Raw genomic sequence first — 23,830 nt, forward strand, 5'->3', positions numbered from 1 at the left:
GTCAGGCGACCGCCATCTCGTGCTCGGCCTCGATCACGCCGGAGCGCAGGCGGACCGTGCGCTCGCAGAGCGCCGCGAGCGAAAGATCATGGGTGACGAGAACCAGTGTCGCGCCACGCTCGCGCTTCAGCGCGAAGATCAGATCGACGATCGCGCGCCCGGTCGATTCGTCGAGATTGCCGGTCGGCTCGTCGGCGACGAGAATCGCCGGATCAGGCGCGACGGCGCGCGCGATGGCGACGCGCTGCTGCTCGCCGCCGGATAGCTGGGCCGGGTAGTGGTCCATGCGGTGGCCGAGGCCGACATTGCGCAGCTCGGCCTCGGCGCGGGCGAAGGCGTCGGGATGGCCGGCGAGCTCCAGCGGCAGCGCCACGTTCTCGCGCGCCGTCATGGTCGGCACGAGGTGGAAGGACTGGAAGACGATGCCGATATGCTTGCCGCGGAAGACGGCGAGCCCGTCTTCGTCGAGAGCGCCGAGATTCTGCCCGGCCACGCGGACGAGGCCGGAATCCGGCCGTTCCAGCCCCGCCATGGTCATCAGCAGGGTCGACTTGCCGGAGCCGGAGGGGCCGACGAGACCCGTCGCCTCGCCGTCGGCCAGCGACACCGAGACGCCCTTGAGGATATGGACGCGGGCGGCGCCACGGCCCAAACTCAGGTGGACATCCTGCAACTCGATCGCCGGGGCGGGCTTCTCGCTCATTACGCCATGATCCTGACTTCGTTATCCATCGCCTTCACCGCTGGCACCGGATCACGTCCCCAGCGGGGCGCAATCATGTCGTGGCACGGTTTGCGGCCATATGGGCGCGGTTTCACGCTTATCCAATCGGTTGCGGCGTTTTTCGTCGCCGCCATGCTGCTTTTCATCGGTTCCAGCGAGATGGCCAGCGCCCAGAGCTCTCGATCCAATCCAACCGCCGCGAAGCCGCTGAAGCTCGTCGCCTTCGGCGATTCGCTGTCCGCGGGTTACAACCTGCCCGGCAGTGCCGCCTTTCCCGCCGTGCTGGAGCAGGCGTTGCGCCAGAAGGGCGTCGCTGTCGAAATCGTGAACGCCGGCGTCTCCGGCGACACGACCCAGGGCGGGCTGGAACGGCTCGACTGGTCGGTGCCGGACGGGACAGACGGCGTCATCCTCGAACTCGGCGCCAACGATGCCCTGCGCGGCGTCGATCCGGCGCAGACGCGGCAGGCGCTGGAAGCGATGATCGCGCGGCTGAACGAACGGAAGATCCCGGTGATGCTCGCGGGCATATATGCGCCGCGCAATCTCGGCGAGGATTATGCGAAACGTTTCGACGCGATCTATCGCGAGCTTGCGGAGAAGCACGGGCTGGTGCTTTACCCCTTCTTCCTGGAGGGCATCGCGGGCGACCGTGCTCTGAACCAGGCGGATGGGCTCCACCCCACGGCCGAGGGCGTCACCGTCATCGTCCGCAACATCCTGCCGACGGTCGAGCGCTTCATCGCCACCCTGTCCGTCAGATCCTGATCCGTCCGCGGATTATCCGCGCGACGAATCCCCGATTCTTGCATCGCCGCCCGCCGGCCCCCGCTTCCGGAGTTGCTTCGCCATGGAATATCGCCGCCTCGGGCGCACCGATCTCAAGGTCTCGGTGATCTGCTTGGGAACCATGACCTGGGGAGAGCAGAATACGGAGGCCGAAGGCCACGCCCAGATGGACTACGCCGTCGAGCAGGGCATCAATTTCTTCGACACCGCCGAACTCTACTCGATCCCGCCGAAGCCGGAGACGCAAGGCTCGACCGAGCGGATCATCGGGAGCTGGTTCAAGGCCCGCGGCAACCGCGACAAGATCATCCTGGCGTCGAAGATCTGCGGGCGCGGCGGCAATACCTGGTTCCGCGACGACAAGAGCCCGACGCGGCTGACGCGCAAGCAGATCCTCGAAGCCGTCGACAAGAGCCTGCAGCGGCTGCAGACCGACTATATCGACCTCTATCAGCTGCATTTCCCGGAGCGGCCGATGCCCTGGGGCTCGAACCCGACGCGTTTTTCGAAGGCCGCCTATGAGAAGCCGGCCGACGAGACCTCGATCCCTGAGCAGCTCGACGCCTTCGGCGAACTGGTGAAGGCCGGCAAGATCCGCCATCTCGGCCTCTCAAACGAGAGCGCCTGGGGCACGATGCGCTTCGTGACGGATTCGGAGGCGCGCGRCACACCGCGCGTGCAGTCGATCCAGAACGCCTACAACCTGCTCAACCGCACCTTCGAAACGGCGCTCGCCGAGGTCGCGCTGCGCGACGATGTCGGGCTCCTCGCCTATTCGCCCCTGGCGCAGGGCTATCTCACCGGCAAATACCTCGACGGCGCACGCCCGGCGGGCGCACGCACGACGCTGTTCGATCGTGGCCAGCGCTATGAGGGCGCCGGTGCCGAGGATGCGATCAAGCGCTACATCGCGCTCGCCCGGGAGGCAGGCCTCGATCCGGCGCAGATGGCGCTGGCCTTCGTCAACAGCCGCTCCTTCGTGACGTCGAACATCATCGGCGCGACCTCGATGGAGCAGCTCAAGACCGATATCGCCTCGATCGACGTCAAGCTGTCGCCCGAAATCGAGGCGAAGATCGACGCGATCCATCAGCTCGTCGGCAATCCCTGCCCCTGACGGTGTGACGTCATTCCCGGGGCGAAGCGGAGCTTCGACCCGGGAAGCTCCGGACGCGACGGCGCCGCGAGCCTCTTCCGGCATGAGATGCTCGGGTCGAGCCCGAGCATGACGATGATGTCGCCGGTGCAATATCCGCAAAAACGGTTCCCTTGGGCCGGCTGCGCGCTTACCGTCTCGCCAGAGTCACAATTGCTTGGCAAGGGATTCACTCATGCCGAGGCTTTTCATCGCTCTGGAAATTCCCGCCGAGGTTGCAAGCGAGCTGACGCTGCATCGCGGCGGCCTGTCGGGGGCCCGCTGGATCGAGCCGTCCGACTACCACATCACCCTGCGCTTCCTGGGTGATGTCGACCGGCGCATGGCGAACGATGTCGACCACATGCTCTCCGATATCGGAGCTTATACCTTCGAGGTGACGCTCGACGCGCTCGGCAGCTTCGGCGGCGACAAGCCGCGCGCCGTCTTCGCCCGCGCAATGCCGGCGAAGGCGCTGACCGATCTGCAGGGCGAGATCGAGCGGCAGATGCGCCGCATCGGGCTGCCGGCGGAGGGCCGCAAATTCGTGCCCCATGTCACGCTGGCGCGGCTACGCGACACCATGCCGACCGAGGTCGCGCATTATCTCGGCCTGCATCCGATCATCAGGCCGATCAGCTTCACGGCGCGCCGCGTCGCGCTGATGTCATCGCGCGATTCGATCGGCGGTGGGCCCTATGTGCTGGAAGCCGCCTATCCGCTCGGCCCGTCCTACCCGAATCGCCTGCCCCGGGAGATTCGCCGATGACGAGACCGAAGCGGCTCTCTCCGGAGGCACAGGCCGAGGCGCTGGCAACGTTGACCGGCTGGAAGCTGGTGCAGGGGCGCGAGGCGATCACCCGGCGCTTCGTCTTCCGCGACTTCAGCGAGGCCTTCGGCTGGATGACGCGGGTCGCATTGCTGGCGGAAGCGATGAACCATCATCCCGAATGGTCGAACGTCTACCGGACGGTGGAAGTGACGCTCGCCACCCATGATGCTGGTGGATTGACGGAGTTTGACGTCAAGCTCGCCCGGGCGATCGACGCGCTGGCGAGTTGACGAGGGTTCACCCTCATTCTCGGGGCAAGCCCGAGCATGACGGCCAAGTCTTTGGGTCCAGGCCGTCAGGGACTGCTCCACCCGCAAGCCCGCAGCGCCGCCAGCATATGCGGGGGAGGCGGCGCCTCGACCTGGATCGGCTCGCGCTTGCGGTAGAGCGGCACGGTGATGGCGCGGGCATGAAGCTGAAGGCCCGGGCCGCCCTCGCGCGGCGCCGTGCCGTAGATCTCGTCGCCGAGCATCGGCCATCCGGAGGCCTGGCAATGGACGCGTAGCTGATGCGTGCGGCCGGTCAGCGGCTCCATGGCGAGCCAGGCGAGAGGGCCGCTATCGTCCTGCCCGCGCCCGAGCACACGATAGCGGGTCTGCGAGGGCAGGCCGGCGGGGTCGACCTTCATCCACCAGCCGCGCTCGGGCGAGCGGCGCGCCAGCGGCAGGTCGATCAGGCCTTCGTCCTCGGCTGGTTCGCCCTGGACGATCGCCCAGTAGGTCTTGCCGATCCGGCCATCGCGAAACATCTGGTTGAGCTCCGCCATGGCGCGGGGATGGCGGCCGAGCACGAGGCAGCCGGACGTGTCCTTGTCGAGCCGGTGCGCCGCTTCCGGCTTGCGCGGCAGGCCGAAGCGGAGCGCGTCGAGATAATCGGTCAGGACCGGGATGATCCGGCGCTTGGCCTGCGGGCCGCGATGCGAGGGCAAGCCGGCGGGCTTGTCGATCACGAGCATCATGGCGTCGCGATAGAGCAGCGGCACCGGCAGCTCGTCGTCGATCGGCCCGGGCGATTGCGAATTTTCTGGTCGGTCCGGCGTTGCCATGGCATTGCGCTAGCGAAGCCGGCCCGGCGGTGCAACCAAAGATGCCCGCCGAACCGAAGACAGGATGGCGATGAGCGAGACCGAACCGAAGAAACGCGGCTTCTTTTCGAGGCTGTTCGGGCGCGAGGAAGAGCCGGTCAAGCCGGCACAGGCGCCGGAGGCGGCGACCGAGCTGGCGGTCGAGCCTGTAGAGGAGCTGACGTCGGAAGTCGAAGAGATCGCTGCTCCGCCGGTTGCCGACGCGGAAGTGCCCTCTGTTGAGGTCCCCGCTCCCGAGCCCGCCGCACCACCGGCGCCGGTCGAAAGCGCTGCGCCTCCGATGGAGCAGGAACCGGAGCCCGAGGTCGCCGTCGCTCCGCAGCCAGAGCCCGTTGCGGTTCCGCAGCCCGCTTCCTCCCCTGCTCCGCAGCCGAAGCGGAGCTGGTGGCGGCGCCTGACCGAGGGCTTGTCGCGGACCTCGTCGGCGCTGACGACGGGGATCACCGACCTCTTTACCAAGCGCAAGCTCGATGCGGGCACGCTGGAGGATCTTGAGGACATCCTGATCCAGGCCGATCTCGGCCTCGCCACCTCGGCCCGCATCGCCAAAGCGGTCGGAGACGGGCGCTACGACAAGCAGATCGAGCCGAGCGAGGTAAAGGCGATCCTGGCCCGCGAGGTCGAGACGATCCTCATGCCTGTGGCGCAGCCGCTGGTGATCGATGCCACGAAAAAGCCGTTCGTGCTACTGATGGTCGGGGTCAATGGCTCCGGCAAGACCACGACGATCGGCAAGCTCGCTGCGAAATTCCGCGCCGAGGGGAAATCGGTGATGCTCGCCGCCGGCGATACCTTCCGCGCGGCCGCGATCGAGCAGCTGCGCGTGTGGGGCGAGCGCACCGGGGCTGAGGTCGTGTTCGGCCAGCAGGGCGCCGATGCCTCGGGCCTTGCCTTCGAGGCGCTGCAGAAGGCCAAGGCTGATGGCACCGACGTGCTGCTGATCGACACCGCCGGGCGGCTGCAGAACAAGCAGGGGCTGATGGACGAACTCGCCAAGGTCGTGCGCGTCATCCGCAAGCAAGATCCGAGCGCACCCCATGCCGCGCTGCTGGTGCTCGACGCGACCGTCGGCCAGAACGCGATCAGCCAGGTCGAGGCCTTCCGCGAAACGGCAGGCGTGACCGGGCTCGTGATGACCAAGCTCGACGGCACGGCGCGCGGCGGCATCCTGGTGGCGCTCGCGGCTCAGTTTGGCCTGCCCGTGCATTTCATCGGCGTCGGCGAGAGCGTCGAGGATCTGGAGCCGTTCTCGGCGCGCGACTTCGCCCGCGCCGTCGCGGGGTTGGGAGAGGCGGCGTGAGCGAGACGATGAGGCAGGCGGTGGACGCGGCGGGCAAGGGCAAGGCGGTGAATCCGCTGCTGAAACTGGCGCTCGAGTTCGGGCCGCTGGCAATCTTCTTCTTCGCGAATTCCTACGGCGACCGGCTGTTCCACGTTGCTGAGGACCGGCGCATCTTCGTCGCGACCGGCATCTTCATCGTGGCCTCGCTGGTGGCGCTGGCGCTGGCGCGGGTGCTGATGGGCTATCTGCCGCGCATGGCGATCGTGAACGCCATCGTCGTCACCGTCTTCGGCGGGCTGACACTGGCGCTGGACGATGCCTTCTTCATCAAGGTCAAGCCGACCATCGTGAACACACTGTTCGGCTGTGTGCTGCTCGGAGGGCTGTTTTTCGGGCGCTCGCTGCTCTCGCTGGTGCTGGAAACGGTGCTTCAGCTCGACGAGGAGGGCTGGCGCAAGCTGACCTTCCGCTGGGGCCTGTTCTTCTTCGTGTTGGCTGCGCTGAACGAGGTGGTCTGGCGCACGCAGACGCAGGATTTCTGGGTGGCCTTCAAGGTCTGGGGCGTGATGCCGCTGACCATGGCCTTCGCCCTGGCGCAGACACCGCTGATCCTGAAGCACGAGATCAAGCCTGCGAAGATCGAGGATAAGGTCTAACCGACCTCCGCGCCGTCATCCCCGGCAAGCGCCGAAGTCGCGCCGATCCGGGGTTCACGCGGAGCGCTCCCGATGAAGCTTAAGGCATGGATCCCGGGCCTTCCTTCGGTGCCCGGGATGATCACATCCTAAGCGGCCCTTGCCATTTGGCATCGCTATATCCATTTTATGCCAAATGGAGAGCGGTGCCATGGCAACCCTGCTGCGCGTCGAGACGGCCCAGCGCGACTTCGTCGCCGATCCGATCACGGACGAAGAGGCGGCCGCGATGTTCCGGGCTGCCGTGAACCTGTTCCGGCTCTGGCGCGTCACCGACGAGGAAGCGGCGGTGCTGATCGATCTGCCGGTCAGGAGCTACCGGCGCTGGAAAGCCGGCGAGATCGGCCGCATCTCGCGCGACGGCAAGGCACGGCTCTCCAACCTGATGGGCATCCACAAGGCGCTCCGGCTGATCTTCGTCGAACCGCAGCGCGGCTATGACTGGATCAAGCGGCCCAACAGTGATTTCGCCGGCAAATCGGCGCTGGATGCCATGCTCGGCGGCGAATTGACCGACCTGATGCGGGTGCGCCGCCTGCTCGACGCCGAGCGGGGCGCCTGGTGATCGATCCGGCGAGCCTGCCGGTCGTGGAGGTCGAATGGCGCGGGGCGGTGCGGATCATCCGCAGCATCTTCCCGCCGATCGACCTGTTCGAGGATATTGCCGACCCGGCCGACTGGTCGCTCCTGATCGCGGCCGAGCAGAAGACCAATCCGCGCCTGATGGAGACGATCGGCAACCTCGATCTGGTGCCGCCGGACCGGCGCGTATCGGGGCCGGGCGCGACCTGGCTGATGGCGCCCTTCACCCATGTCAGCCCCGATCGGCCGAGCCGTTTCAGCGACGGCGGCTTCGGCGTGCTCTATGCCGGCGACCGTTTCGAGGTCGCGTTGCTCGAGACGATCCATCACCATACCCGTTTCATGCTGGCCACAGTGCAGCCGCCGGGCTGGACTTCGCAATTCCGCGAGATCGTCCTGGAGATCGATGCCGCGCTGCATGATGTCCGGGCACTCGGGGCCGAAGGTTCCCCTCTGCTCGATCCGGCGGATTATGCCGCAAGTCAGGCTCTCGGCATCGGATTGCGGGAGATCGGCTCGGCAGGCGTCGTCTATCCCAGCGTGCGCTGTCCCGACGGCGAATGCGCCGGGCTGTTCTATCCCGATGGAGCCAGCCACCCGGTGCAGGGACGGCATCTCGACTATCACTGGAACGGCGAACGGGTGGATCTCTACCGGGACCGCGGTGCCGGCGAGGTCTACCGGATCGTCTGAAGGCGTCATTGCGAGGAGCGTCAGCGACGAAGCAATCCAGGGGCGGCAGAGTTCCACGCGCCCCTAGATTGCTTCGCTGCGCTCGCAATGACGACCCTATTTCGGCGCGAGGCGGATCGCGCCGTCGAGGCGGATCGTCGTGCCGTTCAGCATGTCGTTCTCGATGATGCTGCGGGCCAGCGCGGCGTATTCGGCCGGGCGGCCGAGGCGCGAGGGGTGCGGCACCGATACGGCAAGCGAGGCCTTGGCGTCCTCGGGGAGGCCGGCGAACATCGGGGTCTCGAACAGGCCGGGCATGATCGTGACGATGCGGATACCGACCCCAGCGAGATCGCGAGCAATTGGCAGGGTCATGCCGACGACGCCTGCCTTGGAGGCGCCATAGGCGGCCTGGCCGATCTGGCCGTCCTCAGCCGCCACGGAGGCGGTGCAGATGATGACGCCGCGGCTGCCATCGGCGGTAATCGGATCGAGCCCGGCCAGCGCCGCGGCGGATTTCGCGATGATGCGGAAGGTGCCGGTCAGGTTTATCGCGACCGCCTTCTCGAAGGTGGCGAGGTCGTGTGCGACGAGCTCGCCGGTGTCGCGCTTCTTCGACACGACGCGGCGGCCCGGCGCGATGCCGGCGCAGTTGACGATGATGCGGGCGACCCCATGGGCAGCGCGGGCCTTGGCCAGCGCCTCGTCGACGGAGGTTTCGCTGGTGACGTCGCAGCTGCAGAAGATGCCGCCGATCTCCTTCGCGATGGTCTCGCCGCGCTCGGCGTTGAGGTCGAGCAGCGCCACCTTGACGCCCTGGCCGGCGAGCATGCGTGCCGTCGCTTCGCCGAGGCCGGAGGCGCCGCCGGTGACGATGGCGGCGAGGGAGGAATCGAGTTTCATGGCGCGTTTCCCGTTCGTCTTGGTTTCAAATCCGGTTTAGAGGGCGTCGCAGCCTGCTCCAAGCGGGTTTTCCGGCAGGCCTCTTGTGCAGGATTGCGGCGGGGCCATCTTTCGACATGGCGGGCCCGGACGAGGCGCGCGACCATGAGCGTCACCGGACGCCAAGGAGCAGGACAGGAATGAGCGAAGGGTTCAGCGCAAGCTTCAGCCGCGAGGAGATGGAGGCGATCCGCAAGAGCCTGCGCGACGAGGCGAAGTTCGGCACCGATTTCATGGCCCGACTCAAGCGCGTCGCGAAGCGTGTACCGTTTGCCGAGGATCTGCTGGCTGCGTGGTTCTGCGCGCGCGATCCGGCAACGCCGCGGCGCGTGCGCATGACGCTGCTTGCCGCGCTCGGCTATTTCGTGCTGCCGGTGGACGCGATTCCCGACTTCATGCCGCTCATCGGCTTCACCGACGATGCGGCGGTCATCGCGGCCGCCATCGCAGCGGTGGCCGGCTCGATCACACCCGCACATCGCGAGCGGGCGAGGAACGCGCTGGCGGAGCTTTAGTGAGCTTTCACTGGAAATACGCGGTCATCCCGGACAAGCGGCGCAGCCGCGCTGATCCGGGATCCATGCCTGAACCATTCCGGAATGGATCCCGGGTCTCCCTGCGGTCGCCCGGGATGACGGCGCTGGGTGTCATCACGGCATTCTTGAAACTCAGCCGTCACAGCGTCAGGACGATCTTGCCCTTGGCCTTGCGGTCGCCGATCAGCGCATAGGCTTCCGTCCAGCGCTCCAGCGGGAAGGTGGCGTGGACATGGGCGCGGATATGGCCGCCTGCCGCCCATTCCAGCAGGCGCTCCATGTTGCGCCGATGCGCGGCCGGCTCGCGGGCGACGAACTCGCCCCAGAACACCCCGCGCAGGTCGCAGCCCTTGAGCAGAAGCAGGTTGAGCGGGATCTTCGGGATCTCGCCCCCGGCGAAGCCGACGACGAGGTAGCGCCCTTCCCAGGCCATCGACCGCAGGGCCGGCTCGGCGAACTCGCCGCCGACCGTATCGTAGAGCACATCGACGCCGCGCCCGTTGGTGAGCTTCTTCAGGGCGGCGCGGATGTCGTTCTGCGCATAGTCGACCTCCTCCTGCGCGCCGTGCTCGCGGGCGAGCGCGAGCTTGTCGGGCGAGGAGGCGCAGGCGATGACATGGGCGCCGAGGAGCGCGCCGATCTCGACCGCAGCAAGCCCTGCTCCGCCGGAAGCGCCGAGGATCGCCAGCGTCTCGCCCGCCTTCAGATGCGCGCGCTGGATCAGCCCGTGCATCGCGGTGCCATAGGTGACGAACAGGCTGGCGGCCTGCGCGTCGTCGAGCTTGTCCGGCACGCGAACCAGCGCCTCGGCCGGCACCGCGACCTTCTCGCGCGCTGCGCCATAGCCCATCCAGGCCGCAACGCGCTCACCGACGCGCCAGCCGGTGACACCTTCGCCCAAAGCGGCGATGGTGCCGGCGCATTCGGCCGAGGGAGAAAAGGGGAAGGCCGGCTTGGTCTGATAGCGACCCCGGATGATCAGCGTGTCGAAGAAATTGAGCGCAGCCGCCTTCACGGCGATGACGACCTCGCCGGGACCCGGTTTCGGCTCCGGCAAGGCGCGGATGACGAGTTCCTCGGCCGGTCCGAGGTGTTCGCAGAGCAAGGCCTTCATCGTCGATCCACCGTTGCCGCCCTGGGCGCCGGACTGTGCCATGGCCGCCCGGTGCGGGGAACCAGCCGGCAACGGCGCCGTTCGCATTTTCGCCAGGATCGTAACACTCTATTCCGCCGTCCAGCGCGATCTGCCCCGTCAGCACGTGGTAAACGCGGTATTAAGTTTTTTAGTGACTGATGGCGGTCCATGATCAAGTCCTTCTTCCGCACCCGCGACGCCGCATTTTTCCGCATCGCCGCCGCGCTCGGCCTGACGGCTGGATTGCTGGCTCTGGCCGGTCTGCCGGCTGAGGCTGCTCCGGCCAAGCCGAAGCCTGCCGCTACCGCCGCCGCCACGCCTGCCGCCAGTCCCGGACAGGGGCAGGCGATGCTGCTGGAGACGGCCGGCAAATGGCAGGCCTTCTCCTCGCAGCAGGGCCGTTCCAAGGTCTGCTATGCGCTGGCCAAGCCGGAAAGCCGCTTGCCGGTGAATCTCAAGGATGTCGAGGGCATGCTCTTCGTCTCCAGCCGGCCGGGTGAGGGCGTCCGCAACGAGATCAGCTTCGTGATGAACTTCGACGTCAAGGAAGGCGTCGAGCATCAGGCCCTCATCGGCAACGATCGCTTCGCGCTCGTCGCCAAGGGCCAGAACATGTGGCTGAAGAACCCGGCCGAGGAGCCGCGCATGCTCGACGCGATGCGCCGTGGCTCCGGGCTGGAGATCAAGGCTACCTCGAAGCGCGGCAACGCCACCGCGGACAAGTACTCTCTCGCGGGCATCAGCCAGATCGTGAAGCGCGCCGAAGACGCCTGCAAGTAAGGCGATCGGCACCATGACGCCGGCCGCGACCACAATGGAGCGCCGGCTGCGGGGGCGCTGCTATTGCGGGCAGTCGCGCTACGAGGTGGCGGACGCCTTTCGCTACGCCGCCAATTGCCATTGCTCGCAGTGCCGGCGCACCACCGGTTCGGCTTTCAAGCCCTTCGCCGGCATCGAGCGCGACAAGTTCTCCGTCATCGACGGAGCCGAAAGCCTGCTGATCGTCGGAGAGGTCCATAATCACGACGCGCATTGCGGGCGCTGCGGCTCGCTCCTGTTCTCCGTCGTTCGCGATGGAGCCTATGTCCATGTCGCGCTGGGCACGCTCGATGATGCGCCGGGCGTCCGGCCGGACCGGCATATCTTCGTCGGCTCGAAGGCGCCGTGGTTCGAGATCACCGACGATCTGCCGCAGTTCTGCGGACATTCAAGCTAGGCGCGCGCAGCACATATCTGTGACGATTTCCGGTTTTCCCGCATTTGTGCTAGGGAGCGGCGAAATCCCGCGCCTTCCCAGATGGGCGACGACAGAGCTCCGATGACCGTGTCCGTTTCCGCACCTGCCGCTCCGGCGGCCGAAACCGTTTCTCGACGCCCCTCGCTGGTGGGGCGTACCCGCGCCGGCCTCTCTGAGGCGCTTGCCGAGATCGGCGTTCCCGAGAAGGAGCGGCGCATGCGCGTCGGCCAGCTCTGGAACTGGATCTATCATTACGGGGTGCGTGAATTCGACGCGATGACGACGATCGGCAAGGGGCTGCGCGGGCAGCTGGCCGAGCATTTCTCGCTCGACCTGCCGACGGTCACTGCCGAGCAGGTCTCGACCGACGGCACGCGCAAATGGCTGATGCGCATGCCCTCGACCGGCCCGCACGACCGCGGCGCCGAGATCGAATGCGTCTATATCCCCGAGGTCGACCGCGGCACGCTCTGCGTCTCCAGCCAGGTCGGCTGCACGCTGACCTGCACCTTCTGCCATACCGGCACGCAGCGCCTGGTGCGCAATCTCACGACCGAGGAGATCGTCGCGCAGGTAATGGTGGCGCGCGACCGGCTCGGCGATTTCCCGAATCGGGCGGCGCCGGATGGCGCCTTCGTGCCGAATGATGGCGGGCGCTTCGTCTCGAACATCGTCTTCATGGGCATGGGCGAGCCGCTCTACAATTTCGACGGCGTGCGCGATGCGATCGCCGTGATCACCGACGATCAGGGCCTGTCGATCGGGCGCCGTCGCATCACCGTCTCGACCTCCGGCGTGGTGCCGCAGATCGGCCCGCTCGGCGAGGAGATGGGCACGATGCTGGCGATCTCGCTGCATGCGGTGCGCGACGATTTGCGCAACGAGCTGGTGCCGCTGAACAAGAAATACCCGATCAAGGACCTGCTCGAGGCCTGCCGGAACTATCCTGGCCTGTCGAACGCGAAACGGATCACGTTTGAGTACGTCATGCTCAAGGGCGTGAACGACTCCGACGCCGAGGCGCGGGAGCTGGTCCGGCTGCTCAAGGGCATCCCTGCCAAGATCAACCTGATCCCGTTCAATCCCTGGCCCGGCACGAAATACGAATGCTCGGACTGGGACCGGATCGAGCGCTTCTCCGAGATCGTCTTCCGCGCCGGCTATGCCTCGCCGGTCCGGACGCCGCGCGGGCGGGACATCCTGGCCGCCTGCGGCCAGCTCAAGAGCGAGACCGAGAAGCTCTCGGCCCGCGCCCGGCTGATGCTGGAGCAGGAAGAGGCGCAGTCTGCGCCGGCCGTCGCGGCGGAGTAAGCCTTGCTACGCTGGATTCTGCTGATCCCCTTCGCCTGCCTCGTCGCGATGGGGGCGGGGCTGTTCTTCCTGGCCATGGCGAGCGTGGCTTCGCCGGCGGTGGCGCTGCTGATCGGCGGCGGCATCGAACGGCTTGTCGACATCCTGTTCGGGCTGGCCGAAAGCGGCATCGACCCGGCACCTGCCGCGCAGGCGGCTTTCGGCCTGATCGGGCGGCTGGGGATGGCGATCATCGTCGCGCCGGTGGTGCTGGTCGCGATCGGCAGCGAGCTGTTCCGGCTGCGGAGTGGCCTGATCCAAGCCGGATTGACCGGGGCGCTGGCGGCGCTGCTGCCGCTCGCGATGCTGAGATTGTCACGCGCGCCGAGCCACGCAGAGATCCAGATCATCTCCGGGCTCTTCCTGGTCGGCGCTGCGACGGGCTTCGTCTACTGGCTGATCGCCGGACGCGGCGCCGGCGGCGAGCGCAATGCGGCCGCCGCCTCGCGTCATTGAGCGACGCTCAGAGCGCGCGCCGATCCAGATTGCAACGCAATCTGATCGGATCCGGCTCTTAGAGCCCGAGCACCTTCCGCAGTTCAGCCTTGGCGGCGGCGAACTCGGTTTGGAAGTCCGGCTGCTCCATGATCCGAGCGGCGATGACCGATCCGGCGATCCGGCCGGCTTCGATATCCGAGCGATAGTGAATCCCGCCGATCACGCGGTTCCAGCCATAGGCCCAGGCCCTGTCCATGATCTCGGTGCGCTTCTCCGGCACCATGTTGGACAACACGATGCCCATGAGTGTTCCGACGGTGGTGTGGCCGGACGGATAGGCGCCGGAATTGGAAATCTTCACCACCGGCTTCACCAGCGCGCTCGCCTGATGCGGGCGCGGGCGCTTCCAGCTGTCCTTGGCCGGATCGACCACGGCGCCTTCGGTCGAGACGACGCGATCGAAGAAGGCCGAGAACACCGGCAAGGATTCGGCCTTGAAGGCCGGACCCATGACGCCGGCGAAGCGCCAGATGTCCTCGACGGCATCGGCCTGAGCCTGCGCTTCCATCTCGGCTGAGCGGGTGACCTGGATGGTGAGAACTTCGCCGAGCTCGGCCTTGGTCTGAGCGGAGTCCTGGGCCGGCGGCGGCTTGAGGACGGCGCGCAGATCGATGGAGGCGGCTGTGGCGAAGGGCTTGGCTTCTTCGGCTCTTAGCGGCGGGGCAGAGAGCGCGAGCAGGGTCAGGAAGGCGAGAGCGACGGAGCGCATGAGAGTGGTCCTCGGTGGAGCGCGGGATGCACGCGCTCGCAAGATGACAGTGTCATGACGCAGCTCAGTCCCCGATCGCGACACCCTCCCGCCGTCCATCGGCGCCGCCAAGGAAACCCTCGGGCGTCTTGACGATGGCCTGGGTGCCGGAGGTCATCTCCAGCAGCCGGACCTCGTGGCCCTTCGCTTCCAGCGCGGCCTTCCAGGCCTCGGCCTCCGTGCCCCTTTCCAGCTCGGTCGGGCCGTTGCGGCTGCCGAAGTTGCCGAAGTCGACCGCCTGTTGCGGGTCCATCTTCCAGTCGAGCAGCGCGACCAGCGTCTTGGCGACATAGCCGATGATCTGGCTGCCGCCGGGCGAGCCGGTGACGGCGTAGAGCCGGCCGAAGGCGTCGAAGACCAGTGTCGGGGCCATCGAGGAGCGCGGCCGCTTGCCGGGCTCGACGCGGTTTGCGACAGGCTTGCCGTCTTCCTCCGGCGCGAAGTTGAAGTCGGTCAGCTCATTGTTGAGCAGGAAGCCGCCCTTGGTCATCAGGCGCGAGCCGAAGCCGTCCTCGATCGTCGTGGTCATGGCGACGGCGTTGCCGTCCGCGTCGACCACCGAGATATGGCTGGTGCCGTTCTCGATGCCATCGGAGGGAGCGAGGAGCTGCGCCCGCTTGTTCGGCGGATCGCCGGCCCTGGCCTTGCCCATCGATCGTTCCGGGCTGACGAGGCTGGCGCGGGAGCGGATATAGTCGCGGTCGATCAGGCCGCGCACGGGCACGCTGATGAAGGCGGGATCGGCGAGATAAAGCGCCCGGTCGGCGAAGGCGAGCCGGCCGGCTTCGCTGAACCAGTGCGCCGCCTCCGCGCCCGGACCGATCCGGCGCAAATCCTGTTCTTCCAGCACGCCCAGAATCTGCTGGATGGCGACGGCGCCCGAGCTCGGCGGCCCCATGCCGCAAAGGCGCCAGATGCGGTAGCTGCCGCAGACGGGCTCGCGCTCCTCGACCTTGTAGGCTGCGAGGTCGGAGAGCGTCATGTCGCCGGGATTGGTGGGGTGACCGGCGACGGTCGCGACGATGTCCTCCGCGATTGCGCCCTCATAGAACGCTTTCGCGCCCTGCGCGGCGATGGCGCGCAGCGTGGCCGCGAAGGCCGGATTCTTCAGGATAGTGCCTACGGCCTTCGGCTTGCCGTCCGGCTCGTAGAAATAAGCGGCGGCGAGAGCGTTCTTCGGCAGGTTGGGCTCGCCGGCGAGCAAGCCATTGAGGCGAGGCGAGATGGCAAAGCCCTCCTCTGCCAGCTTCAGCGCCGGCGCCACAACATCGGCCCAGGGCAGCTTGCCCCAGCGGCGATGCACCTCTTCCAGGAGCTTCAGCGTGCCGGGCACGCCGACCGAGCGGCCGCCGATGACGGCATCAACGAAACGCATCGGCTTGCCGTCCTTCATGAAGCGATCCGGCTTGGCAGCCGCCGGCGCTGTCTCGCGGCCGTCAAGGGTCGTCACTTTGCGAGCGGTCTCGTCCCAATAGACGAAGAAGGCGCCCCCACCGATGCCGGAGCTCTGCGGCTCGACCAGATTGAGCACGAGCTGGGTGGCGATAGCGGCGTCGGCCGCACTGCCGCCGGCGCGCAGAATGTCGCGCCCGGCTGCAGCAGCGAGCGGATTTGCGGCCGCGACCATGAAGCGCTGGGCGGTGCCAAGTGTCCTGATGCTACGCCCTGTGGCGGCTTCGGGCGCCGGGGCGAGCAACTGGGCGGTCGCGATCTGGGTGGTCAGCAGGGCTGCGGTCAGGGGCAGAAGGAGGGGTAGGCGCATGGCTCAACTCCGAGGATAGCGGGCAGAATAGGCCATTCGCCGCGGTCTGCCAGCTTGGACCGGCGCGTCGCGACAGGTAGAGTTCCGAATCGAGACCGTTGTGACGCTGCCAAAAGGGGTTTTCGGCATGTCGTTTTCCACCCATCTGCGCCGCCCGATCGCGTGGCTCGTGCTCGGCCTAATCGGCGTTGCGCTCGCCGGCTGCGGCTATAACAACGTGCCGACGCTGGAGGAGAAGGCGAAGGCGGCGTGGTCCGAGGTGCAGAATCAGTATCAGCGCCGGGCCGACCTGATTCCGAATCTCGTCGAGACGGTGAAGGGCTATGCCGCGCAGGAGCGCGACGTGTTGACCGCCGTGATCGAGGCCCGCGCCAAGGCGACGCAGGTCAAGGTCGATGCCTCGACCGTCAACGACCCCGTGAAGTTCAAGGAATTCCAGGATGCGCAGAACCAGCTCACCGGCGCGCTGGGGCGGCTGCTCGTCACGGTCGAGCGCTATCCGGATCTGAAGTCGAACCAGAACTTCCTCGCCCTGCAGTCGCAGCTGGAGGGTACAGAAAACCGGGTGGCGGTGGCACGGCGCGACTACATCCAGGCCGTGCAGGCCTTCAACACGGAGATCCGCACCTTCCCGGGCGTGATCTGGGCGAAGCTGTTCTGGGGCGCAAAGCCGATGGAGACCTTCACGGCCGCCACTGGTGCGGAGCGGCCGCCCGCGGTGAAGTTCTGAAGCGCATCGCGTGATGCTGGGCATCGCGTCATGCCCGGGCCTGACCCGGGCATCTCCTGCCAGAGATTCTCGGCTCTGCGCTTCGCTGCGCCCGAGAAAGACGCTCTGGCATGTCGCGCTGGCGCTGTCTCTCCTACTCTGGAGCGGCCTCGCGCACGCCGCCGAGCCGTCCTATCCCAACCTGACGGGCCGGGTCGTCGATGGCGCCAACCTGCTCGCCCCCGACGTCCGACAGCGGATCGAGGACAAGCTCAAGGCACATGAGGACAAAACCTCCGATCAGGTCGTCGTCGCGACGGTGCCGTCGCTTCAGGACGTCACGATCGAGGATTTCGCCAACGGCCTCTTCCGGCACTGGAAGCTCGGCGAGAAAGCCAAGAACAACGGCGTGCTGTTGATCGTCGCGCCGAAGGAGCGCAAGGTCCGCATCGAGGTCGGCTACGGTCTCGAAGGGGCGCTGACCGACGCGCTCTCCAAGGTCATCATCACCACGGCCATCGCGCCGAAGTTCAAGACCGGGGATTTCGCCGGCGGCATCGATGCCGGGGTGGATGCTATCCTAACGATCCTGGCCGGCGATGCGGAGGAATGGCAGCGCCGGGCCGAAGTGCGCTCGGACGAGAGCACATTGGGCGAGGACATCGCCGTTATCATCGCGATGCTCTTCATCTTCCTGTTCATCGTCGCCTTCCTGCGCAGTGTGAGCCAGCAGGGCGGGGCGCGGCGGCATCGCCTGCGCAACGGGCAGTGGGTAATCCTGCCCCCGAGCACAGGCTCCGGATCCGGCTGGAGCAGCGGTTCCGGCTGGGGCGGTGGCGGAGGCGGCTGGAGCTCGGGCGGCGGATTTTCGGGTGGCGGAGGCTCTTCCGGCGGTGGCGGGGCTTCGGGAGACTGGTGATGGATGCCGCTGACAGGGATGCGATCGCGGAGGCCGTGCGCCGGGCCGAATTGCAGACGGCAGGCGAGATCGTGGTCGTGATTGACCGGGCGGCTTCGAGCTACCGCAACGTCCCGGTGGTCATGGCGCTCACGCTCGCGCTGTTCGTGCCGTGGCCGCTGCTGTCACTGACGGCGTTGAGCGCTCAGCGCATCTTCATGATCCAGCTTTTCTGCGCCGCGCTGCTGCTGGCAGGGCTCCTTTGGTATGGGCGCGGCGGGCGCTTCGTCCCGGGCTTCGTCAAGCGCCGGCGGGCGCATGAGGCGGCGCTGCGCGAGTTCACGGCGCGGGGCCTGACGCGAACCAGGGCGCGCACTGGCGTGCTGCTCTATCTCGCGCTGCAGGAGCGCTATGCCGAAATCCTCGCCGACACCGGGATCGACGGGCTTGTGAACCAGGACACCTGGGGTGGCATCATCGAGCCGCTGCTGGCGGCGGCGCGCGAAGACAGGCTCACCGAGGGGCTGATCAAGGCGGTCGATGGCGTCGGCGTGGTGTTGGCACAGCACGTCCCGCCGGTTCCCGGCGATGTCGACGAGCTGTCGAACAAGGTCATCCTGCTCTGAGGCAATGCCTCGGCAGGGCGTTCAGCGCGTCGCCGGCCCCTTGGCTGCAGCCAGGATGGCGCCCGGCATCATGTAGCCATGCTTGCCCGGCCGGTCGGCCTGAATGACGACGACATAGCCATCGGCCTCCGGCGCCTGCGTCGCGGACAGCGGGGCGGTGACGGTCATCTCCTTGCCGTTCCAGTCGCCGACACGGACCATGCCGCGCACCACATTGGCGTAGGTCAGCGTCTTGCCCTGGTTCTCGCCGCGGATGATCGGCACGGTGGCCTGATGTGTCGTGGGCAATACCCAGATGCCGGCTGCTTCGTCGGTTGCAGAGGCAGTCGGCGCGATATTGATCTGGAGGCTGCCGTTCTCCTCCTTCAGCGCGAGCTTCGCGGCGAAGCCGGTGGCGGCGAACTGGTTGACCGCCTTCTCGATCTCCGCCTTCTCCGAGCCCACAGCATGGGAAGAGCCGCTGATGACGATCTGCGGGGTGTAGACCTGCCCGTCGCCGCGGGCCTTGGCATAGAGCTTCTGGCGCTTCGCGAAGGAGTCCTTGCCGAGCGTGTCCTTCCAGCCGAGATAGTCCCAATAGGTCACCGGCAGCGTCAGCGCGATCAGTGTCGGGTCCTTGGCCAGTTCGACGACCAGCGCATCGGCTGGCGGGCAGGACGAGCAACCCTGGCTGGTAAAGAGCTCGAGCACCGCCCTGGGCGCCTTCCCTGCCGTCTGCGCGAGGGCCGTCGTCACGCCGAACACGAGGACGGCGGCAGTCACAGCGGATTGGCGCAGGACAGGGAGCATGATCTCGACTTTGACGACGACTTATTTTCCGAAGGTTACCAAAGCCAGCAATTCATCGAAGAGGGAAATCACGTTGCCTTGAAAACGGGCATGGTCGCGCGGGCGTGATCGAATTTTGCCAGTGCGGCAGGCGAAATCATGTTGGGGCGCCAGCGGCGATGCATCCAGAGCCATTGTTCAGGGTACTCGCGCACCCAGCCTTCTACCACCGCCGTCATCATCGCCATGGCGCCCTGCACATCGATCTCGCCCGCGGCGTCGCGCGGCAGGTCGAGCGGCGGCGTCAGCTCCAGCCGGAAGCGAAGGTTCGGCAGCCGGATGACGCGGACGCCATGGACCGGACACTCGAAGCGGCGGGCGAACTTGCCCATGATCGGGTTGGTCAATGCCGGACGTCCGAAGAACGGTACGACGACGCCCCGGGTGAAATGCTGGTCGATCAGCATGCCGAGATGGCCGCCATTCTCGAGCACGCCCTGCATGGCAAAGGCCGCTCCCTGCTTGGCGGCGGCGAGGCCGCCCATGGCGCCGGAGCGGATCTCGTGCACGACGGCGGCAATCGCCGGGTCGTTGGGGGCGCGAAAGACGGCCGTCGTCTCGAGATCGTAGGCGGCGGCGCAGATCGCCGGCAATTCCCAATTGGCGAGATGGGTCGAGAAGATCAGGCCGGGTTTGCCGTCCTCCTTGAGCGCAATGAAGTGCTCGATGCCCTTGACCTCGATGCGCGAAGGCTTGTCCGGATTGTGGTAGTCGTAGTCGAACAGCGTCTTCAGATGGGCATATTCGCCGGCGACGCGGCCGAGATTCTCCCACGCGCCGCGTGCGATGCGCTTCACCTCCGCCTCGTCCTTCTCGGGAAAGGCGGCGCGGATATTGGCGAGGGCGACGCGGTTGACCGGGATGACCGGGCTCGCCGTGCGCAGCAGCCAGCCGCCGAGATTGCTGGCACGTTCTGGCCCGAGCAGGCGCAGGAACGCGAACAGCGTGCGGATCACGCCAATCATCACCGCCGCGCCGATGCGCGCGGCGATTGCTTTCAATCGTCTCAAGGTCGGTCCAGCCTCAATAGCCCGTGCCGAGAGCAAGACCGGGCCTGAAAGGCGCGATCTGGGGCAGGAATGCGCCGACGTCAAGTCTTGCGCCGGAGCAGGCGGCTTGCTCAGAAGGCGATGACGACCTTGCCGAAGACCTTGCGACCCTCGATGCGGGCGAGGCCCTTCTCGAATTCGGCGAGCGGGAACACCGAATCGATCACCGGCTTCATGCCGCCGGCCATCTTCTCCAGCGACTGCGCGATGTTCTCGATGCGGCAGCCGAACGAGCCGGTGATCCGGTATTGCTGCTGGAAGAGCTGCATCAGGTTGATCGTGGCGGAGGGGCCGGAGGTCGCGCCGCAGGTGACCAGCCGGCCGCCGCGCTTGAGGCAGAGCAGCGAACCGTTCCAGGTGTCCGCGCCGACATGCTCGAAGACGACATCGACGCCCTTCCGGCCGGTGAGCTTGCGGACGACGCCCTCGAAGCGGTCCTCGCGGTAGTTGATGACGTGGTCGGCGCCGAGGGCCTTGGCCTTGGCGCCCTTCTCGTCGTCGCCGACCGTCGTGTAGACCGTGCAGCCGATCGCCTTGGCCATCAGAATCGCCGCCGTGCCGATGCCGGAGCCGCCGGCATGGACCAGCACCGACTCGCCGGGCTCGAGCTTCGCATTGTCGAACAGCATGTGCTGGACCGTGCCGAAGCCGATCGGAGCGCAGGCGGCGTCCTCGAAGGAGACGCCCTTCGGTGCCTTGATGGTGAGGCGTGCTGGGCGGTTCAGCAGCTCACGGGCGAAGCCGTCGATATGGAAGCCCATGATGCCCGCGACATTCTCGCAGAGATTGTCGCGGCCCTCGCGGCAGGCCTTGCACTGGCCGCAGGTGTCGGCACCGTAGGCGGTGACGGTGTCGCCGGGCGCGAAGCCGGTGACGCCCTCGCCGACGCAGACGATCTCGCCAGCGGCCTCGACGCCGGCCGCCTGCGGCATCTTGCGCTTGGCGAAGGCCATGCCGCGGAAGCCCCAGAGGTCGAGATAGTTGAGCCCGACCGCCTTGATGCGGATCTGCACCTCACCCGGAGCAGGCGGCGGCGGCGGCTCGATCTCCTCGAGACGGAGGTCACGGTCGCCATGAAGCTGGAGGGAACGCATGAGGATTCGACGTCTTTCAGAGCTGGTCCGGCCATTGCCGGGAGGTGTGGAGAACCGCGAGGATTTCGACGCGGCCATCACTGACGCGGTAAGGCAGGATATAGGGCGTGCCGGGCACGACAAGTTCGCGGGTTCCGTCGCTCCGGCCCGGCCGCCCGATTTCCGGGTGGCTCACGAGTACGGCGGATCGCTTCTCGACCAGGTCGACCAACGCTGCAGCAGCAGATCGGCTATCCTTCGCGACGAACGCAAATATCTGGTCGAGTTCGCGCAGCGAGCGTTTCGTCCAGACGAGCTTCACTCGGCCGTGGCCTTGTATTTGCGGAACACGGACTCGACTTCTTCCTCAGTCGCGAACTCGCCGCGATCCGCCTCGGCGATGCCTTCCTTGATCCGTTGGATCTGCCAAGCATTCAGCTCGACATAGGATTCAATCGCTTTCGCGGCGATCCAGTTGCGCGAGCGGTCGGTGTCGGCGGCAAGCGCGTCGAGCTTGGCCAGCATCTCGTCGTCGAGGCGGATGGTGAAGGCTGCCGTCATGTCGGGTCACTCCGGTTCGAAGTGAACCGTATCACATGCGGCCACCTTGGTCGATTCAGCGATGCACGCCGAGCTGGGCGGTCAGGCCGCCGTCGATCGGCAGCACAGTGCCGCTGATATAGGCCGCGGGCTCGCTCATCAGGAAGGCGGCGAGGCCGGCAACCTCTTCGGGCTTGGCGAAGCGCCCGGCCGGGATCTGTGCCTGCATCTTGTCGCGATAGGCCGCGTAGGGCGCCATCATGTCGGTGTCGACAAAGCCCGGCGCGATCACGTTGACGGTGACGCCGCGCTTGCCGGTCTCGACCGCCAGCGTCTTGGCGTAGGAGATCAGCGCACCCTTGGACGCCGCATAGGCTGCATTGCCCGGATTGCCGCGCAAGGCCGCGACAGAGCCGATGGCAACGATGCGGCCGGCCCTGGCGCGGATCATGTTGCGCATCAGGCTCTTGGCGAGGCGGGCGAAGGCCCAGAAATTGACCTGCATCGCGGCTTCGGCCTTCGCCTGATCCATCATCGCGGCGAGGGAATCATAGGGCTGGCCGGCATTGTGGACGAGGCCGAAATAGCTCTCGCCCTCGCGCGCCTCGCAGAAGGCGTCGAGCGCGTCCTTGTCGGAGAGGTCGAGGGGCAGCGCGGCAACGCTGCGGCCGGGATGGCCCGCGGCGATCTCCTCAGCCAGCGCCTTCGCCTGCTCGGCGGAGGAGCGGAAGGTGAAGTCGACATCGTGGCCGGCCGCGGCGAGCGCGCGCACGATCGCGGCGCCGACGCCCTTGGCGCCGCCGGTGACGAGAACCTTGGTCATGCAGCCTCCGGAGGCGCCGTCAGCACGAGGCAGGTGTTCTGGCCGCCGAAGCCGAAGGAATTGGAAATCACCGTCCGCACCTTCGCCTTGCGTGCCGCGTTCGGCACGACGTCGAGCGCAATGGCAGGGTCGGGGTTCGTGTAGTTGATCGTCGGCGGGATGGTGCCGTTGGCAATCGTCAGGAAGGAAATCACTGCCTCGACCGCGCCGGCCGCCGTCAGCGTGTGCCCGATCATCGACTTGTTCGAGGAAATCGGCAGTTTCGCCATGCGCTCGCCGAAGACGGCGGCGCAGCTCATCGCCTCCATCTTGTCGTTCTCCGGCGTCGAGGTGCCGTGGGCGTTGATATAGTCGACATCGTCTGGCGTCAGTCCGGCATCGGCCAGCGCATCCTGCATGGCGAGGATGGCGGGCTTGCCGTCCGGGCTCGAACGCGTGCGATGGAAACCGTCGCCGCGCTCGCCACAGCCCGCGACGATGCCGAGGATGGTCGCGCCGCGCGCGAGCGCGTGGTCGTAGTCCTCCAGCACCAGCGCGCCGGCGCCCTCGCCCATGACGAAGCCGTCGCGGTTCTTCGAGAACGGCTTGGCGGCGCCTTCCGGCGGATCGTTCTGTGTCGAAAGGGCCGACAGCAGAGAAAAGCGGATCAGCGCCTCGGCATGGATCGAGCCGTCGGTGCCGATGCAGAGTGCAGCTTGCGTCTCGCCGCGGCGGATTGCCTCGACGCCCATCTGAATCGCGGTCGCGCCCGAGGAGCAGGCTGTCGAGAGCGAGATGGGCGAGCCCTTGGTGCCGAAGCGGTCGGCGATGTGGTCGGCGACGCCGCCGAAGACGAAGAGCTCGTGCATGGCCGCGAACTTGCGGGTCGCGGCAGCGCGCAGCAGGCCGTCATAATCGACCTCGCCATCGACCGCCTCGGCGAGTTCCTGCTTCTGCGGCCATTCCATCTCGACGGGCGGGACGGCCATGAACAGCTCGCCGGGAAAATCGCCGCGCTGGCCGAGGCCGCTCTGACCGACTGCCTCTTCAGCGGCGAGGGTCGCGAGCTTCTCGGAGAGCTGGGGGGCGGTGAAGGGGCCGTCGAAGAGGAAGTCGACCGTGCCGCCGATGGTGGTGCGCAGCCCTTCGGTCGGGAAGCGCTCGATGCGGTGGATGCCGGACTGGCCGGCGGTCAGCGCCTGCCAGTTGGCGTCCTTGCCCTGGCCCAGTGAAGTGACGACGCCGAGGCCGGTAACGGCGACGAGCGGACGGCCCTTGGCATCACGATGCGTGGTCATGGCT

29 protein-coding genes are annotated in these 23,830 nt (G+C 67.0%); 16 read left to right on the forward strand and 13 right to left on the reverse strand.

Going from position 1 to position 23,830, the window contains the following annotated elements; genetic code table 11:
- Position 1: 1 nt before the first annotated feature.
- On the reverse strand, positions 2-703 hold the full coding sequence (locus tag AC1DIN_RS25460; protein ID WP_476811759.1) for an ABC transporter ATP-binding protein: 702 nt from the start codon (positions 701-703) through the stop codon (positions 2-4).
- Between the two features lie 153 nt (positions 704-856).
- On the opposite strand from AC1DIN_RS25460, the gene AC1DIN_RS25465 reads away from it, so the two are divergent.
- The 4 genes from AC1DIN_RS25465 to AC1DIN_RS25480 all read left to right on the forward strand — a co-directional run bounded on the left by AC1DIN_RS25465 (position 857) and on the right by AC1DIN_RS25480 (position 3,710).
- A complete protein-coding gene (locus AC1DIN_RS25465; protein WP_476811760.1) occupies positions 857-1,492 on the forward strand; it encodes an arylesterase in 636 nt (211 codons plus the stop codon).
- Between the two features lie 82 nt (positions 1,493-1,574).
- Positions 1,575-2,630, forward strand: coding sequence for an aldo/keto reductase (locus AC1DIN_RS25470; RefSeq protein ID WP_476811761.1), 1,056 nt, complete (start codon positions 1,575-1,577; stop codon positions 2,628-2,630).
- 214 nt (positions 2,631-2,844) lie between these two features.
- Entirely contained in the window at positions 2,845-3,417 is a 573-nt protein-coding gene (gene thpR / locus AC1DIN_RS25475; protein ID WP_476811762.1) for an RNA 2',3'-cyclic phosphodiesterase, read from the forward strand.
- Positions 3,414-3,710 carry a 4a-hydroxytetrahydrobiopterin dehydratase gene (locus tag AC1DIN_RS25480; protein WP_441473467.1) on the forward strand — a complete coding sequence of 99 codons (297 nt, stop codon included), beginning with the start codon at positions 3,414-3,416 and terminating at the stop codon, positions 3,708-3,710. Before thpR ends, AC1DIN_RS25480 begins: the two co-directional genes overlap by 4 nt.
- Before the next feature lie 65 nt (positions 3,711-3,775).
- Here the strand turns inward: AC1DIN_RS25480 and AC1DIN_RS25485 are convergent, their stop codons facing one another.
- On the reverse strand, positions 3,776-4,525 hold the full coding sequence (locus AC1DIN_RS25485) for an RluA family pseudouridine synthase (RefSeq protein ID WP_476811763.1): 750 nt from the start codon (positions 4,523-4,525) through the stop codon (positions 3,776-3,778).
- Positions 4,526-4,595: 70 nt separating this feature from the next.
- Between AC1DIN_RS25485 and ftsY the strand changes: the two genes are divergently transcribed.
- The 4 genes from ftsY (at position 4,596) to AC1DIN_RS25505 (ending at position 7,816) form a co-directional block, all read left to right on the forward strand.
- Positions 4,596-5,864 carry a signal recognition particle-docking protein FtsY gene (ftsY, locus tag AC1DIN_RS25490; protein WP_476811764.1) on the forward strand — a complete coding sequence of 423 codons (1,269 nt, stop codon included), beginning with the start codon at positions 4,596-4,598 and terminating at the stop codon, positions 5,862-5,864.
- An 8-nt stretch (positions 5,865-5,872) separates the two neighbouring features.
- A complete protein-coding gene (locus AC1DIN_RS25495) occupies positions 5,873-6,502 on the forward strand; it encodes a septation protein A (RefSeq protein ID WP_476811792.1) in 630 nt (209 codons plus the stop codon).
- Positions 6,503-6,692: 190 nt separating this feature from the next.
- Positions 6,693-7,106 (forward strand): MbcA/ParS/Xre antitoxin family protein, encoded by a 414-nt coding sequence (locus tag AC1DIN_RS25500; RefSeq protein ID WP_476811765.1) that lies wholly within the window; start codon positions 6,693-6,695, stop codon positions 7,104-7,106.
- Positions 7,103-7,816, forward strand: a complete 714-nt coding sequence (locus AC1DIN_RS25505; protein ID WP_476811766.1) for an RES family NAD+ phosphorylase — start codon at positions 7,103-7,105, stop codon at positions 7,814-7,816. The genes AC1DIN_RS25500 and AC1DIN_RS25505 overlap by 4 nt, the downstream gene beginning before the upstream one ends.
- Positions 7,817-7,912: 96 nt before the next feature.
- On the opposite strand, the gene AC1DIN_RS25510 is transcribed toward AC1DIN_RS25505, so the two are convergent.
- On the reverse strand, positions 7,913-8,698 hold the full coding sequence (locus AC1DIN_RS25510; protein WP_476811767.1) for an SDR family NAD(P)-dependent oxidoreductase: 786 nt from the start codon (positions 8,696-8,698) through the stop codon (positions 7,913-7,915).
- Between the two features lie 116 nt (positions 8,699-8,814).
- Between AC1DIN_RS25510 and AC1DIN_RS25515 the strand changes: the two genes are divergently transcribed.
- A complete protein-coding gene (locus AC1DIN_RS25515; protein ID WP_476811768.1) occupies positions 8,815-9,252 on the forward strand; it encodes a YkvA family protein in 438 nt (145 codons plus the stop codon).
- A 160-nt stretch (positions 9,253-9,412) separates the two neighbouring features.
- Here AC1DIN_RS25515 and AC1DIN_RS25520 read toward each other — a convergent pair whose 3' ends face one another.
- On the reverse strand, positions 9,413-10,387 hold the full coding sequence (locus tag AC1DIN_RS25520; protein WP_441473510.1) for an NADPH:quinone oxidoreductase family protein: 975 nt from the start codon (positions 10,385-10,387) through the stop codon (positions 9,413-9,415).
- A 189-nt stretch (positions 10,388-10,576) separates the two neighbouring features.
- Here AC1DIN_RS25520 and AC1DIN_RS25525 point away from each other — a divergent pair, with 189 nt between their 5' ends.
- From AC1DIN_RS25525 to AC1DIN_RS25540, 4 genes are all read left to right on the forward strand, one after another.
- A complete protein-coding gene (locus AC1DIN_RS25525) occupies positions 10,577-11,188 on the forward strand; it encodes an invasion associated locus B family protein (protein ID WP_441473473.1) in 612 nt (203 codons plus the stop codon).
- 13 nt (positions 11,189-11,201) lie between these two features.
- Positions 11,202-11,624, forward strand: a complete 423-nt coding sequence (locus AC1DIN_RS25530; protein WP_476811769.1) for a GFA family protein — start codon at positions 11,202-11,204, stop codon at positions 11,622-11,624.
- A gap of 102 nt (positions 11,625-11,726) precedes the next feature.
- Complete coding sequence (rlmN, locus tag AC1DIN_RS25535; RefSeq protein ID WP_476811770.1) at positions 11,727-12,956, forward strand: dual-specificity RNA methyltransferase RlmN; 1,230 nt, start codon at positions 11,727-11,729, stop codon at positions 12,954-12,956.
- Positions 12,957-12,959: 3 nt separating this feature from the next.
- Positions 12,960-13,451, forward strand: coding sequence for a hypothetical protein (locus tag AC1DIN_RS25540; protein WP_476811771.1), 492 nt, complete (start codon positions 12,960-12,962; stop codon positions 13,449-13,451).
- Positions 13,452-13,509: 58 nt separating this feature from the next.
- Here AC1DIN_RS25540 and AC1DIN_RS25545 read toward each other — a convergent pair whose 3' ends face one another.
- Positions 13,510-14,202, reverse strand: coding sequence for an acid phosphatase (locus AC1DIN_RS25545; protein WP_476811772.1), 693 nt, complete (start codon positions 14,200-14,202; stop codon positions 13,510-13,512).
- Positions 14,203-14,266: 64 nt separating this feature from the next.
- Positions 14,267-16,003, reverse strand: a complete 1,737-nt coding sequence (ggt, locus tag AC1DIN_RS25550; RefSeq protein WP_476811773.1) for a gamma-glutamyltransferase — start codon at positions 16,001-16,003, stop codon at positions 14,267-14,269.
- Positions 16,004-16,130: 127 nt separating this feature from the next.
- Between ggt and AC1DIN_RS25555 the strand changes: the two genes are divergently transcribed.
- From AC1DIN_RS25555 to AC1DIN_RS25565, 3 genes are read left to right on the forward strand one after another with little or no spacing between them, the layout of a single operon-like run.
- Complete coding sequence (locus AC1DIN_RS25555) at positions 16,131-16,733, forward strand: LemA family protein (protein WP_476766984.1); 603 nt, start codon at positions 16,131-16,133, stop codon at positions 16,731-16,733.
- A gap of 40 nt (positions 16,734-16,773) precedes the next feature.
- Positions 16,774-17,631: a TPM domain-containing protein gene (locus tag AC1DIN_RS25560; protein ID WP_476811793.1), complete on the forward strand. Its 858-nt coding sequence runs from the start codon at positions 16,774-16,776 to the stop codon at positions 17,629-17,631.
- Positions 17,631-18,236, forward strand: a complete 606-nt coding sequence (locus AC1DIN_RS25565) for a TPM domain-containing protein (protein ID WP_476811774.1) — start codon at positions 17,631-17,633, stop codon at positions 18,234-18,236. The genes AC1DIN_RS25560 and AC1DIN_RS25565 overlap by 1 nt, the downstream gene beginning before the upstream one ends.
- Positions 18,237-18,257: 21 nt before the next feature.
- Here the strand turns inward: AC1DIN_RS25565 and AC1DIN_RS25570 are convergent, their stop codons facing one another.
- From AC1DIN_RS25570 to AC1DIN_RS25600, 7 genes are all read right to left on the reverse strand, one after another.
- Positions 18,258-19,025, reverse strand: coding sequence for a DUF1223 domain-containing protein (locus tag AC1DIN_RS25570; RefSeq protein WP_476811775.1), 768 nt, complete (start codon positions 19,023-19,025; stop codon positions 18,258-18,260).
- A 68-nt stretch (positions 19,026-19,093) separates the two neighbouring features.
- Entirely contained in the window at positions 19,094-20,065 is a 972-nt protein-coding gene (locus AC1DIN_RS25575) for a lipid A biosynthesis lauroyl acyltransferase (RefSeq protein WP_476811776.1), read from the reverse strand.
- Between the two features lie 119 nt (positions 20,066-20,184).
- The gene (locus tag AC1DIN_RS25580; RefSeq protein ID WP_091862509.1) at positions 20,185-21,207 is read right to left on the reverse strand and encodes a zinc-binding dehydrogenase; all 1,023 of its coding nucleotides are present in this window, start codon (positions 21,205-21,207) and stop codon (positions 20,185-20,187) included.
- A 16-nt stretch (positions 21,208-21,223) separates the two neighbouring features.
- Positions 21,224-21,508, reverse strand: coding sequence for a type II toxin-antitoxin system RelE/ParE family toxin (locus tag AC1DIN_RS25585; protein WP_441473484.1), 285 nt, complete (start codon positions 21,506-21,508; stop codon positions 21,224-21,226).
- Entirely contained in the window at positions 21,505-21,747 is a 243-nt protein-coding gene (locus AC1DIN_RS25590) for a CopG family ribbon-helix-helix protein (RefSeq protein ID WP_441473485.1), read from the reverse strand. Before AC1DIN_RS25590 ends, AC1DIN_RS25585 begins: the two co-directional genes overlap by 4 nt.
- Before the next feature lie 55 nt (positions 21,748-21,802).
- Complete coding sequence (locus AC1DIN_RS25595; protein WP_476811777.1) at positions 21,803-22,549, reverse strand: SDR family oxidoreductase; 747 nt, start codon at positions 22,547-22,549, stop codon at positions 21,803-21,805.
- On the reverse strand, positions 22,546-23,826 hold the full coding sequence (locus AC1DIN_RS25600; RefSeq protein ID WP_441473487.1) for a beta-ketoacyl-ACP synthase: 1,281 nt from the start codon (positions 23,824-23,826) through the stop codon (positions 22,546-22,548). Before AC1DIN_RS25600 ends, AC1DIN_RS25595 begins: the two co-directional genes overlap by 4 nt.
- Between the last annotated feature and the right edge of the window lie 4 nt (positions 23,827-23,830).

It is taken from the genome of Allobosea sp. 05T438 (assembly GCF_056396025.1).

Bases quoted from the DNA above. Each gene is read 5' to 3' on its own strand.
- AC1DIN_RS25460 (WP_476811759.1), bottom strand. From the start codon at position 703: ATGAGCGAGAAGCCCGCCCCGGCGATCGAGTTGCAGGATGTCCACCTG.
- AC1DIN_RS25465 (WP_476811760.1), top strand. From the start codon at position 857: ATGCTGCTTTTCATCGGTTCCAGCGAGATGGCCAGCGCCCAGAGCTCT.
- thpR (WP_476811762.1), top strand. From the start codon at position 2,845: ATGCCGAGGCTTTTCATCGCTCTGGAAATTCCCGCCGAGGTTGCAAGC.
- AC1DIN_RS25480 (WP_441473467.1), top strand. From the start codon at position 3,414: ATGACGAGACCGAAGCGGCTCTCTCCGGAGGCACAGGCCGAGGCGCTG.
- AC1DIN_RS25485 (WP_476811763.1), bottom strand. From the start codon at position 4,525: ATGGCAACGCCGGACCGACCAGAAAATTCGCAATCGCCCGGGCCGATC.
- ftsY (WP_476811764.1), top strand. From the start codon at position 4,596: ATGAGCGAGACCGAACCGAAGAAACGCGGCTTCTTTTCGAGGCTGTTC.
- AC1DIN_RS25495 (WP_476811792.1), top strand. From the start codon at position 5,873: ATGAGGCAGGCGGTGGACGCGGCGGGCAAGGGCAAGGCGGTGAATCCG.
- AC1DIN_RS25500 (WP_476811765.1), top strand. From the start codon at position 6,693: ATGGCAACCCTGCTGCGCGTCGAGACGGCCCAGCGCGACTTCGTCGCC.
- AC1DIN_RS25510 (WP_476811767.1), bottom strand. From the start codon at position 8,698: ATGAAACTCGATTCCTCCCTCGCCGCCATCGTCACCGGCGGCGCCTCC.
- AC1DIN_RS25515 (WP_476811768.1), top strand. From the start codon at position 8,815: ATGGCGGGCCCGGACGAGGCGCGCGACCATGAGCGTCACCGGACGCCA.
- AC1DIN_RS25520 (WP_441473510.1), bottom strand. From the start codon at position 10,387: ATGAAGGCCTTGCTCTGCGAACACCTCGGACCGGCCGAGGAACTCGTC.
- AC1DIN_RS25525 (WP_441473473.1), top strand. From the start codon at position 10,577: ATGATCAAGTCCTTCTTCCGCACCCGCGACGCCGCATTTTTCCGCATC.
- AC1DIN_RS25530 (WP_476811769.1), top strand. From the start codon at position 11,202: ATGACGCCGGCCGCGACCACAATGGAGCGCCGGCTGCGGGGGCGCTGC.
- rlmN (WP_476811770.1), top strand. From the start codon at position 11,727: ATGACCGTGTCCGTTTCCGCACCTGCCGCTCCGGCGGCCGAAACCGTT.
- AC1DIN_RS25545 (WP_476811772.1), bottom strand. From the start codon at position 14,202: ATGCGCTCCGTCGCTCTCGCCTTCCTGACCCTGCTCGCGCTCTCTGCC.
- ggt (WP_476811773.1), bottom strand. From the start codon at position 16,003: ATGCGCCTACCCCTCCTTCTGCCCCTGACCGCAGCCCTGCTGACCACC.
- AC1DIN_RS25555 (WP_476766984.1), top strand. From the start codon at position 16,131: ATGTCGTTTTCCACCCATCTGCGCCGCCCGATCGCGTGGCTCGTGCTC.
- AC1DIN_RS25565 (WP_476811774.1), top strand. From the start codon at position 17,631: ATGGATGCCGCTGACAGGGATGCGATCGCGGAGGCCGTGCGCCGGGCC.
- AC1DIN_RS25570 (WP_476811775.1), bottom strand. From the start codon at position 19,025: ATGCTCCCTGTCCTGCGCCAATCCGCTGTGACTGCCGCCGTCCTCGTG.
- AC1DIN_RS25580 (WP_091862509.1), bottom strand. From the start codon at position 21,207: ATGCGTTCCCTCCAGCTTCATGGCGACCGTGACCTCCGTCTCGAGGAG.
- AC1DIN_RS25590 (WP_441473485.1), bottom strand. From the start codon at position 21,747: ATGACGGCAGCCTTCACCATCCGCCTCGACGACGAGATGCTGGCCAAG.
- AC1DIN_RS25595 (WP_476811777.1), bottom strand. From the start codon at position 22,549: ATGACCAAGGTTCTCGTCACCGGCGGCGCCAAGGGCGTCGGCGCCGCG.
- AC1DIN_RS25600 (WP_441473487.1), bottom strand. From the start codon at position 23,826: ATGACCACGCATCGTGATGCCAAGGGCCGTCCGCTCGTCGCCGTTACC.